Below are 11,189 nucleotides of genomic sequence, written 5' to 3'. Positions count from 1 at the left end.
GGGTGCGGGTGCGGGCGAGGGCGAGGGCGAGGGCGAGGGCGAGGGCGAGGGCGAGGGCGAGGGCGAGGGCGAGGGCGAGGGCGAGGGCGCCGGTGTCGGCGAGGGTGCGGCTAGGGGTTGGGGGCGGCGCAGGAGCAGGGCGGGGATGGCGATGAGGGCCGCGGCGGCAGCGGGCCACCAGAAGGCGTGGCCGAAGGCGGTGGCGAGTGTGTCCGGTGACGGGGTGCCGGGTGCCGTGCGCTGCAGGGAGACGATCAGGACGGTGACTCCGAGCGACGCGCCGACCTGCTGGAACACGCGCGCCGCGGTGGTCGCGTGGGGCACTGCGTCGCGGGGCAGGCCGCCGTAGATGCCGGACTGGGCGGGCACCAGGACGGCGCCGAAGCCGACGCCGCCGAGGGCGATCAGGGGCAGCAGCAGCCACTGGCTGGTGTCGGCGGACAGGCGGGTGAGGGCGAGCGCGACCCCGAGCAGCAGGAGCGAGCCGGTCAGGGCGACCGGGCGGGGGCCGACGCGGGCGATGAGCCGCCCGGCGAGGGTCAGCGACAGGGCCGAGCCGATGCCGTTCGGGGCGAGCAGCAGGCCGGCGTGCAGCGGGGTGAAGCCGTGCACCTGCTGATAGTAGAGCGGGATCAGCAGGATGTTGCCGATCAGCGCCGCCATCGCGAGGAACATCATGATCGCCGAGGCGGTGAAGTGCCGGTCGGCGAAGAGGCGCAGGTCGACGATCGGCTCGGCGGTGCGCAGCGCGTGGGCCACGAAGCACGCGAGCATGGTGACGCCCGCGGCCAGGGCGATGGTGGTACCCGGCCCGAGGCCGCCGTCGTCGCCGATCCGGGACAGGCCCCACACCACGGCGACCAGGGCGGGGGAGAGCAGCACGAGCCCGGTCACGTCGAGCCGCGCGGGGCGTTCGGCCTGCTCGGCGGGCAGGACGCGAGCCGCTGCCCAGCCCGCGGCCGCGCAGATCGGCAGGTTGACCAGGAAGATCCAGCGCCAGCCGAGGCTGTCGACCAGGACGCCGCCGAGGACCGGGCCGAGCACCGGGCCGAGCAGCATCGGCACGCCGATCATCGCCATCACTCGGCCGAGCTCCTGGCCGCGGGCCTGCCGGGCGAGGATCGTCTGGAACAGCGGCAGGAGCATGCCGCCGCCGATGCCCTGCACGACGCGCATCGCGATGAGGCTCTCCGCCGACCAGGCCAGCCCGCACAGCAGCGAGCCGAGGGTGAACAGGCCGAGCGATCCGAGCCAGGCGGCGCGGCTGCCGAAGCGGTCGATCGCCCAGCCGGCGACCGGGATCATCGCGGCCATCGTCAGCAGGTAGGAGGTGCTGACCCACTGCACGGTGCCGAGGCCGGCGCCGAAGTCGCGCCGGAGGCTCTCCAGCGCGATGTTGACCATCGTCGAGTCCATCTGGACCAGGAACACGCCGAGCAGGGTCGCGCCGATCAGCGCGAGCAGGCTCCGCGGGAGTTTCTCTGCCACTGCGATCCAGCCTCTCGTTACGTCGTACGGGTTAGCGATACGGTGTATCGCAGACGGTACACCGTATCGGCATTCCGTACACCGCTAGAATCGCGACATGGCAGAGACTCGTGGTCCGCTGTGGACGCGCCCGGCCGCCGCCAAGCCCGAGCGGCTCACCCGGGAGGCGGTGATCGCGCACGCGGTCGGCCTCGCCGACCGGGAGGGACTGGATGCCGTCTCGGTGCGCCGGCTCGCGGCCGAGTTGAGCGTCCGGCCGATGAGCCTCTACTCGTTCTTCAAGCGCAAGGACGATCTGGTCGACCTGATGATCGACCACGTGCTGGGCGAGATGCTCGTCCCGGAGCTGCCACGGGGTGACTGGCGGGCCGCGCTCACGGCGGTGCTGCACCGGCAGATCGAAATCGGTCGCCGGCACCTGTGGGTGATGGGCGTGTTCGGTTCCCGCGCGCCGATCGGCCCGAACGCGGCCCGGCACGCCGAGCAGTCGTACGAGGCGATCGCCGGGCTGCACCTGGGCGCCGAGCGCTCGATCAAGCTGCTGCGGGCCGTCGACACGTACCTGTGGGGCTACGTGACCCTCAACGGGCAGGAGCTCGCGACCCGGCATCGTGACCAGCTCACCGAGGAGGAGTGGCAGGCGGCCACGGCGGCGTACTTCGACGAGCTGACCGCCGCCGGCGACCTGCCGAACCTGGCCGCGGCCGGCCGTGCCGCCCTGGTCCGGGGCACGGTCGAGGAGTGGATCGCCGACTTCGACGAGGGGTTGACCTGGCTGCTCGACGGGTTCGAGCGCACGCTCGGCCGCTCCTGACGCCGTACGCGCGAAGGCTTTTGATCGATGACGGCAACTTCTTGACAATGTTCTGGAAACGATTCCAGACTGGCTCCACTGATCGATCGACTTCGAATGATCAAGGGGCCGGCCGTGGCGGTGACCATCAAGGACGTCGCGCGGCTCGCCGGGGTGTCGCAGTCCTCGGTGTGCCGGGCGCTCGCCGATCCCGCACGCGTGCGACCGGAGACCCGCGACCGCGTCGAGCGGGCCGCCCATGAGCTCGACTATCACCCCAACCGGGTCGCCCGCAGCCTGATCACCGGGCGCACCCTCAACATCGGCGTGGTCCTGCCGGATCTGGCCAACCCGTTCTTCCCCTCGGTGGTCAAGGCGATCCAGACGCGGGCGCGCGGGTTCGACTACGCGGTCTTCCTCAGCGACACCGACGAGGACCCGGCGCTCGAGGTGCCGGCCATCCGCGCCCTGGCCGAGCAGGTCGACGGGTTCCTGCTCTGCTCGCCGCGGGCGGCCGACGAGGAGCTGCGGTCCAACGCCCGCGAGAAACCGATCGTCGTGCTCAACCGCAGGGTCACGCCGTTCCCGTCGGTCACCGCGGACAGCGCCGACGGCATGCGCCAGGCGGTCGCTCACCTGCACGCTCTGGGACATCGATCAGTGGCGTACGTCGCCGGCCCCCGGACCTCGTGGTCCAACCGCGACCGGCTGCGGGGCCTGCGCGCCGCGACCGCCGCCCGCGGCATGGACCTGGTCGAGGCCGGGAACGTCGCGCCCACCGTCGACGGCGGTGCGGCCGCCGCCGACCTCGTCCTGGCCACGCCCGCCACCGCGGTTCTCGCCTACAACGACCTGACCGCGCTCGGCCTGATCCAGCGGTTCCACGCCCGGGGCGTCGACGTCCCGGGGCGCATCAGCGTCGTCGGCTTCGACGACATCCACCTCGCCGCGCTGGTCGTCCCGCCGCTGACCACCGTCGCGATCGCGAAGGAGCAGATCGGCCGGGCCGGGGTGGACCTGCTGCTCGCATCGATGGCCGGCCGCGACTCCACCGGCACCGCCCGCCGGGTGCTGCCCACCCAGCTCATCGTGCGTGGTTCGACAGGCCCCGCTCCTGTGTAGAAGGGATCCACCATGTCGCCAAGCCGCCGCCAATTCCTCACCCTCACCGCCGCCGCGGTCACCGTGGCCGCCTGCAGCCCGCCGGACAACAACAGCCCGGCCACCAGCGCCAGTGGCCCGGTCCCGGACAAGCCGGCCGAGGCGGTCACCCTGAACGTGCTCGACGTGGCCGGGAACCTGCAGCTCACCCAGCCGATGATCGACGACTTCGTGGCGAAGAACAGTGGCGTGATCGAGCGCGTCACCTACACCAAGGCGACCGCTCCCGAGCTCGTCGGCAAGATCAAGGCCCAGCAGGCGGCCAACCGGGTCGACATCGACCTGGTGCTGACCGGCGTGGACGGGCTGGCCGCCGGCATCGACCAGCAATTGTGGGTCGACCTGCTGCCCGCGTACGCGAGTCGGCTCTCCGGGATGAACAACTATCTCGCGGGCGCGGCGGCCATGCAGAAGCTGGCCGGGAACGCCGGCGTGACGGTGACCTATTACCCCTCCGGGCCGCTGATCGAATACCTGCCGGCCAAGGTGCCCGATCCGCCGAAGAACGCGCAGGACCTTCTCGCGTACGCGAAAGCGAACCCGGGCGCCGTGCAGTACGCCCGCCCGTCCAACTCGGGGCCGGGCCGCACGTTCCTGATGGGCCTGCCCTATCTGCTCGGCGACACCGACCCGAAGGACCCGGTCAACGGCTGGGCGAAGACGTGGGACTACCTCAGGCAGCTCGGCGAGTCGATCACGCTGTATCCGTCGTCGACCAGCGAGACGATGAAGAACCTGGCCAACGGATCGGCGAAGATCATCGCGTCGACCACCGGCTGGGACATCAATCCGCGCGTTCTCGGGACGGTGCCGAAGGAGGCGCAGGTCGGCACGCTCGACGGATTCCACTGGGTCGCCGACGCGCATTACGCGGTCGTCCCGAAAGGCGTCTCGACCGACAAGCAGGCCGCCGTGCTCAACCTGCTCGCCTCGATGCTCACCCCGGAACAGCAGGCCAAGGCGTACGACAAGGGGTACTTCTTCCCGGGCCCGGCGGTCGACGGCGTGACGATCGAGATGGCGCCGCCGGAGAGCCAGCAGGCGATCAAGGACTACGGCCGGCCGGAGTATCCGCAGCTGATCGCGAACAACCCGATCGAGGTGCCGCTCGACGCGTCCGCGCTGGTCAAGGCGTTCGACCGGTGGGATCGTGAGGTCGGCGGATCCAAGGTCAAGAAGTGACGACCTTCGAGACGCTGCGCCTGGACGGGGTGACCCGCCGGTTCGCCGGCGCCGACGCGCTCGCCGGGCTCGACCTGGAGATCCGGCGCGGCGAGTTCATCGCGCTGCTCGGGCCGTCCGGCTGCGGGAAGTCCACCGCCCTGAACTGCCTGGCGGGACTGTTGCCGCTCAGCGACGGCAGCATCTGGCGGGACGGAACCCGATTGGACACGCTGCCTCCGGAACGCCGCGGATTCGGGATGGTGTTCCAGAACTACGCGCTCTTCCCGCACATGTCCGTACGCAAGAACGTCTCTTTCGGTCTGAAGATGCGTGGCGTGGCGCGTGCCGAGATCCGGCGCCGCACCGACGAGGCGATCCGGCTCGTGCACCTCGAGGAACACGCCGCGAAACTGCCCGGGCAGCTCTCCGGCGGGCAGCAGCAGCGCGTCGCGATCGCCCGTGCCGTCGTTGTCGAGCCGTCGCTCGTGCTGATGGACGAGCCGCTGAGCAACCTTGACGCGAAACTGCGCCTGGAGATGCGCACCGAGATCCGCAGACTGCACCAGAACCTCGGTCTGACCACTGTCTATGTGACCCACGACCAGGAGGAGGCGCTGTCCATGGCCGATCGCCTCGTGGTTCTGCGGGCCGGGCGGGTGCAGCAGATCGGCACTCCCGAGGAGGTGCACAACCGGCCCGCGAACCGTCACGTCGCCGACTTCCTCGGCTTCCGCAACCTGCTCCCGGGAATCGCCGGCGGGGGTTCAGTGAAGATCAACAACTGGCAGGTGTCCGGCACCCCCGTCGGCGCTGTCGCCGAGGGCGATCCCGTCGTGGCGGCGATCCGTCCCGAGGATGTCGTGCTCGGCGGCGGCTCCGGGATCGAGGTCACCGTCGAGGTCGTCGAGTACCACGGTCGGGAGATCGCCGCCGAGGCCCGCACCGTCGACGGGCTCCCACTGCATCTGCGCACGTCGGAGCGGCTGGCGCCGGGTGACAAGGTGGCCGTCGCGTTCCCGCCCGAGCGGCTTCTGGTGTTCCCGGCATGACCGCGCCGACGCTGGCGGTCCGGCACCGCCTCGCCGAGCGGGGCATCGACCCGCAACTGCTGCTCCTGGTCCCAGCCACGGTGTTCGTGGTCGCGCTCTTCGTCTACCCGTTCTGCTACGGGATCGCGGTCTCGTTGCAGCCGGCGCAGGGTGGGGCGCTCGCCGCGTACCGCACGTTCTTCAGCGACGCCTACCAACGTGACACGATCACGACGACGCTGGCGATCGCGCTGCCGGCGGCGCTGTTCAACGTCCTCGCGGCGGTGCCGATCGCGTACCGGATGCGCGGTCGATTCCGTGGCAAGCGCCTGCTCACGACGGTGCTGGTCGTGCCGATCACGCTCGGGACGGTGCTCACCGCGGAGGGCCTGCTGAACTTCCTCGGGCCGACCGGATGGTTCAACCGGGTTTTGATCTTTTTAAAAGTGACGGATCAACCGGTGACGCTCACCCACAACTACTGGGGTGTGTTCTTCTCGCTGATCATCACCGGGTTCCCGTTCGCGTTCCTGCTGGTGCTCTCGTACCTGTCCGGCATCGATCCCAGCTTGGAACGCGCCGCGGCGACGCTCGGTGCGGGCTGGGTCCAGCGGTTCTTCCGGATCACCCTGCCGCTGCTCGCGCCCGGGCTGGCGACCACGTTCTGCCTCACGTTCGTGCTCGCGTTCAGCGTCTTCCCGTCCGCGATCCTGGTCGGTGACCCGTCCGGCAGCACCCGGGTCATCAGCATCGCCGCCTACGAGGCCGCCTACGTCCGGTACGACTACGCGGGCGCCTCGGCCGCCGCGATCGTCATGGGCGCTGTCGAACTGCTGGTCATCAGCGTCGTCCTCGGGCTGCGGAGCCTGCTCTACACCGGTTCGACGGCGGGAGGCAAGGGATGAGACGCCGCATCGTGGCCAGCCCCGGCGCGTGGATCGTGTGGGGACTCGTCGCCATCTTCTTCGTCGGGCTGGCCGGCGTGATCGGGTCGGTGGTCGTCAACTCGTTCGGCGTGCGGTGGTTCGACACGTGGCTGCCGGAGGCGTACACCGTGGATTGGTACGGCCAGGCGTGGAAGGACTTCACGCTGCTGCCGGTGCTGACCGTCACGCTCGTGGTCTGCCTGCTCGTGGCCGTGATCTCCGTGCTGGTGGGCGTGCCGGCGGCCTACGTGCTGGCCCGCCGCAAGTTCCCCGGCAGCCGCCTGCTGTACCTGCTCTTCCTGCTGCCGATCCTGATGCCGCCGATCACGTACGGCATCCCGCTCGCCACCGTCCTCTACAAGTACGGCCTCGCCGGTCACCTCTCCGGGGTCGTGCTCGCCAACCTCGTGCCGTCGGTCCCGTTCGTGATCCTCACGATGACCCCGTTCATCGAGCAGATCGACCCGGCCGTGGAACGGGCCGCGCGGATGTGCGGGGCGCGGACCCGGCACGTGTTCACGTCGATTCTGGCGCCGCTGCTCGTACCGGGAATCCTGGCCGCCTCGATCCTCGTGGTGGTCCGCACCGTCGGCATGTTCGAGTTGACGTTCCTGACCGCGGGCCCGGACTCGCAGACGCTGGTCGTGGCGCTCTTCTACTCGATGTCGGCGGCCGGGATCCGGGCGCAGCAGTCCGTCGACGCGATGGCCGTCATCTACTGCGTGATGATGCTGACCCTGCTCGTGGTGGCGTTGCGTTTCGTGAATCCCACCCAACTGGTCGCACGGGTGAAGGAGGACCCGGAGTGAGAATCGTCGAGGCCCGGGTGATCGTGACCTGCCCGGGCCGCAACTTCGTCACCCTCAAGATCATTACCGACACCGGCGCGTACGGCGTGGGGGACGCCACGCTCAACGGCCGCGAACTCGCCGTCGCGGCCTACCTGCGCGACCACGTGGTTCCGGCGCTGATCGGACGGGACCCGGCGCGCATCGAGGACACCTGGCAGTACCTGTACAAGGGCTCCTACTGGCGGCGCGGGCCGGTGACCATGACGGCCATCGCGGCGGTCGACACCGCGCTGTGGGACCTCAAGGGCAAAGTGGCCGGGCTGCCGGTGTACCAGTTGCTCGGCGGGCGATCGCGGGACGGCGTGACCGTTTACGGTCACGCTTCGGGGGACACCGCCGAAGCACTGCTCACGGACGTCTCCCGATTCGTCGCCCAGGGGTATCGGGCCGTCCGGGTGCAGGCCGCCGTGCCGGGGCTGCCCTCGGTCTACGGCGTCGGGAAGCCGGGGGAGACCTACGAACCGGCCTCCTCCGCGGTGCCCTCCGAAGAGGTGTGGGACACCGCGCTCTACCTCGACGTGGTGCCGCGCGTCTTCGCCGACGTGCGCGCCGAGTTCGGTCCCGCCCTGAAACTGCTGCACGACGCCCACCACCGGCTCACCCCGATCGAGGCCGCCCGGCTCGGTCGCAGCCTGGAGCCGTACGCGCTGACCTGGCTGGAGGATCCGGTCCCGGCCGAGCTGCAGGACGGCTTCCGGCTGATCCGGCAGCACACCACGACCCCGCTGGCCGTCGGCGAGGTGTTCACCACCGTCTGGGACTGCCAGCAGCTCATCACCTCCCAGCTCATCGACTACATTCGCACCACGGTCGTGCACGCCGGCGGCATCACCCACCTGCGGCGGATCTTCGACCTGGCGGCGCTCTACCACGTACGCAGCGGCTCGCACGGTGCCACCGACCTGTCCCCGATCTGCCTGGCCGCGGCCCTGCACGTGGACCTCGCCATCCCGAACTTCGGCCTCCAGGAGTACATGCCGCACTCGCCCGAGACGGACGCGGTCTTCCCGCACGGCTACCACTTCGAGGGCGGCTACCTGCACCCGTCCGAAACCCCGGGCCTGGGCGTCGACATCGACGAGGAGTTGGCGGCGCGGTATCCGTACCGCCCGGCCTCCCTACCGGTCAACCGCCTCACCGACGGCACCCTGCACAGCTGGTGAGCCGAGTCCCGCCGGAGGTCCAACCCGGCCATCGACCCGCACACGGCGCTCCTGATCGGCGAGAGGGCATCTCGGGCTGGCTCTCACCGTCGTCATGAGGTCGCGACGACCACCGTGGTGACCAGCCGAGAGCCGGCGCCGGCCCGCGCTTCCGTGCCGGGCCGGGGCGCGGCTCACGCGGTGCGGGCTGGTTGTCACCGTGGTCAGTCGTGCCTGACGACCACGGTGAGAACCAGCCCGCAAGCCCGCGCCGGCGTCGGCGTCGGCGCGACACGCTCCTCTGCCGCGAACAGTGCTCCTACCGGAGGGGCGTGGTGCGCCGGCTCGCCGGCCGGGTGATCATCCCCGGCAGGTGATGTCGCGGCGGGTGCCGTCGGTCAGGAAGCGGGTCACCTCCGCGTCGCCGCAGGCGTTGCCGTTGTCCAGGTAGGAGCCGTGGCCGCCGGCGTCGACGGTGACCATCCGGGCCCGGTCGCCCAGAGCACGCTTCAGGTTCAGGGCCTTCCGGTACGGCGTGGCCGGGTCCCGCAGGTTCTGCACGAGCAGCACGTTCGGCGGCCCGTCCGGAGTGACCCGCACCGGCGGCTCCGCCGGCCCGGGGGAGAACGCGCACGTGTAGACGTTGCGCGGCATGCCGGCCGTGAGCGGGTGGGCCTTGCGGTCGGCGGCCACGTCACGCGCGTACGCCCGGAGGTCGCGCGGCCAGCTCACGTCGTGGCAGATCGTCGCGTTCAGCACCGCGAACGTGTTCTGCAGCGCCGCCTCCGGCGCCGCCGTCGTGGGAGGCAGCGGGCCACCCGCGAGCGCGGCGCTCATCAGGGACGCGAGCTGCGGGAACCGCGCGTCGGAGTAGAGCCCGTTGAGCACGTTCGAGCGCAGCGTGTTGCCGTCCAGGACGGGCGGGTTCGCACCGGGCCAGGGCAGCGGCGCCCGGTCGAGGCGGTCGGCCAGGCGCAGATAGGCGCCGCGGACGTCCGTACCCAGGTGATACTGCTCCTCGTGCTCGGCGGCCCAGGCGGCGAAGTCGGGGAACCGGTCCTCGACGCCGATCGCGTAGCTCGCCGCCCAGCCGCGTTCGACGAGGGCGGGGTCCGGGTCGTCGTTGCTGTCGAGCACCACCCGGTCGGTGCTGCCGGGGAACATCGTGGCGTGGACGGCGCCGACGTAGGTGCCGTACGACACGCCCCAGTACGAGATCTGCCGCTCGCCGAGCGCACGCCGGATCGCGTCCAGGTCCCGGGCCTCGTTGCGGGTGTTGATGCTGTCGTAGACCGGCCCGCCGTTCTTCGCGCAGGCCGCGGCAGCCCGTCGCGACCACGCCACGGTCGGCGAGATGTCACCGCCGGGGCCGGGCCACGGCAGGATCGCGGTCTGCGTGACGTCGGCCGGCGCCAGCTCGCACGAGACCGGAGAGCTCGCCCCGACCCCGCGCGGGTCGAACGAGACGAGGTCGTAGCGATCCAGGACGGACTGCGGAAGCTTCTTCACGTACGTGCTGGGCCGGTTGAGCCCGGAGCCGCCCGGGCCGCCGGGAATGATGACGAGCACGCCACGGCGCAGTTCCGGCTTCGCGGTACGGATGCGGGAGATCGCCAGGTCGAGGCGGTCACCGCGGGGTTCGGCGTAGTCGATCGGGACGGACACGGTGGCGCACTCCTGCGGGAGCCCGCTCGCGCAGGCCGACCAGTGGAGGCCGGGTGGCGCGACCGGGACCGCGGCGCCGGCGCTGACGAGGGCGGCAATCACAACCGTTTTCATACGGTCGAGCCTCGCAAGCTCAGCGCTGTGGATCGATAGCTCTGGCTCCCCGGGGCGGGGTCACGTTAACCCCACCACTGTCACTCGTAGCGGTACTTCAGCATGTCCGCCTCGCGCTGCTCGATGTCGGCGATCGTCAGCTCCGGCATGCGCAGCTGCGCCAGGGTCACCTGGGCCGAGGTGGGCTGGGCGTCGGCGGGCAGCCACTGGTCCGGCTTCCAGGCCGCGCCGCGCAGCAGCGACTTGGGGCAGTGCGGGTAGACCTCCTCGATCCCCACGACCAGCGCGCTGGCCGGAGGCTTGCCCACGGCGGTGAGCTGGGACAACAGGTCGGGGCGGGTGGAGACGCAGGCCCGGCCGTTGATCCGGAGCGTGGTGGTGCGCCCCGGGATGACGAACAGCAGGCCGGCCCGGCCGGTGGCTATCACGTTCGCCAAGGTGTCCAGGCGCTTGTTGCCGGTCGCGTCCGGGATCGCCACGGTCCGGGAGTCGAGGACGCCGACGAACCCGGCGGGACCGCCGCGCGGTGACACGTCGAGGTTGCCTGCGGTGTCGACGCTGGCGACGAAGACCAGCGACGCGCACGCGACCAGCCGGCGGGTCTCCTCGGTCAGCTCGGTCATCTGTTTGCGGACGGCCGATTCGTTGGGCAACTCGTACGTCTGGCGCAGGGTCTTCTCGTCGGGCACGGCGTCGAGGCGCAGCGCGTCGAAGGCGCTGCCGGCAACGGTGGACGTCATGCCGCCGACTCTAATCGACGATTCTGGATGATCATGTCCCGTCAGCATGGCCGCCTTTCATGTGTTTACAGCCGTAAGCTTATCAGTTATGTTTACAGCTGTAAGGCTAATCGGGCC

Annotated in this window: 10 protein-coding genes; 7 read left to right on the top strand and 3 right to left on the bottom strand. The window is 70.6% G+C overall.

Features of this window, described 5'->3' with window-relative positions:
• Positions 1-1,488 (bottom strand): MDR family MFS transporter (locus tag Acy02nite_RS00925; RefSeq protein WP_203737546.1); only part of this gene is annotated, 1,488 nt, incomplete at its 3' end.
• Positions 1,489-1,585: 97 nt separating this feature from the next.
• On the opposite strand from Acy02nite_RS00925, the gene Acy02nite_RS00920 reads away from it, so the two are divergent.
• The 7 genes from Acy02nite_RS00920 (at position 1,586) to manD (ending at position 8,574) form a co-directional block, all read left to right on the top strand.
• Positions 1,586-2,302 carry a TetR/AcrR family transcriptional regulator gene (locus Acy02nite_RS00920; RefSeq protein WP_203737544.1) on the top strand — a complete coding sequence of 239 codons (717 nt, stop codon included), beginning with the start codon at positions 1,586-1,588 and terminating at the stop codon, positions 2,300-2,302.
• Positions 2,303-2,416: 114 nt separating this feature from the next.
• Complete coding sequence (locus tag Acy02nite_RS00915) at positions 2,417-3,403, top strand: LacI family DNA-binding transcriptional regulator (protein WP_239174012.1); 987 nt, start codon at positions 2,417-2,419, stop codon at positions 3,401-3,403.
• A 12-nt stretch (positions 3,404-3,415) separates the two neighbouring features.
• Positions 3,416-4,624, top strand: coding sequence for an ABC transporter substrate-binding protein (locus Acy02nite_RS00910; RefSeq protein ID WP_203737540.1), 1,209 nt, complete (start codon positions 3,416-3,418; stop codon positions 4,622-4,624).
• Entirely contained in the window at positions 4,621-5,655 is a 1,035-nt protein-coding gene (locus Acy02nite_RS00905) for an ABC transporter ATP-binding protein (protein ID WP_203737538.1), read from the top strand. Before Acy02nite_RS00910 ends, Acy02nite_RS00905 begins: the two co-directional genes overlap by 4 nt.
• Positions 5,652-6,539, top strand: a complete 888-nt coding sequence (locus tag Acy02nite_RS00900) for an ABC transporter permease (RefSeq protein WP_203737535.1) — start codon at positions 5,652-5,654, stop codon at positions 6,537-6,539. Before Acy02nite_RS00905 ends, Acy02nite_RS00900 begins: the two co-directional genes overlap by 4 nt.
• The gene (locus tag Acy02nite_RS00895; RefSeq protein WP_203737533.1) at positions 6,536-7,369 is read left to right on the top strand and encodes an ABC transporter permease; all 834 of its coding nucleotides are present in this window, start codon (positions 6,536-6,538) and stop codon (positions 7,367-7,369) included. The genes Acy02nite_RS00900 and Acy02nite_RS00895 overlap by 4 nt, the downstream gene beginning before the upstream one ends.
• Positions 7,366-8,574 carry a D-mannonate dehydratase ManD gene (gene manD / locus Acy02nite_RS00890; RefSeq protein WP_203737531.1) on the top strand — a complete coding sequence of 403 codons (1,209 nt, stop codon included), beginning with the start codon at positions 7,366-7,368 and terminating at the stop codon, positions 8,572-8,574. The genes Acy02nite_RS00895 and manD overlap by 4 nt, the downstream gene beginning before the upstream one ends.
• 339 nt (positions 8,575-8,913) lie before the next feature.
• Here manD and Acy02nite_RS00885 read toward each other — a convergent pair whose 3' ends face one another.
• A complete protein-coding gene (locus Acy02nite_RS00885) occupies positions 8,914-10,332 on the bottom strand; it encodes an alpha/beta hydrolase (protein ID WP_203737529.1) in 1,419 nt (472 codons plus the stop codon).
• A gap of 80 nt (positions 10,333-10,412) precedes the next feature.
• Entirely contained in the window at positions 10,413-11,072 is a 660-nt protein-coding gene (locus tag Acy02nite_RS00880; protein WP_203737528.1) for an MSMEG_1061 family FMN-dependent PPOX-type flavoprotein, read from the bottom strand.
• Positions 11,073-11,189 lie beyond the last annotated feature (117 nt).

This window comes from Actinoplanes cyaneus, assembly GCF_016862095.1.
GTDB lineage: Bacteria > Actinomycetota > Actinomycetes > Mycobacteriales > Micromonosporaceae > Actinoplanes > Actinoplanes cyaneus.
The sequence above is the reverse complement of the archived record's forward strand: the minus strand, read 5'-3'. Positions and strand labels throughout refer to the sequence as shown.

Excerpts from the sequence above, each read along its gene's own strand:
- Acy02nite_RS00895 (WP_203737533.1), top strand. The coding sequence starts at position 6,536 with ATGAGACGCCGCATCGTGGCCAGCCCCGGCGCGTGGATCGTGTGGGGA.
- Acy02nite_RS00920 (WP_203737544.1), top strand. The coding sequence starts at position 1,586 with ATGGCAGAGACTCGTGGTCCGCTGTGGACGCGCCCGGCCGCCGCCAAG.
- Acy02nite_RS00910 (WP_203737540.1), top strand. The coding sequence starts at position 3,416 with ATGTCGCCAAGCCGCCGCCAATTCCTCACCCTCACCGCCGCCGCGGTC.
- Acy02nite_RS00900 (WP_203737535.1), top strand. The coding sequence starts at position 5,652 with ATGACCGCGCCGACGCTGGCGGTCCGGCACCGCCTCGCCGAGCGGGGC.
- Acy02nite_RS00885 (WP_203737529.1), bottom strand. The coding sequence starts at position 10,332 with ATGAAAACGGTTGTGATTGCCGCCCTCGTCAGCGCCGGCGCCGCGGTC.
- Acy02nite_RS00880 (WP_203737528.1), bottom strand. The coding sequence starts at position 11,072 with ATGACGTCCACCGTTGCCGGCAGCGCCTTCGACGCGCTGCGCCTCGAC.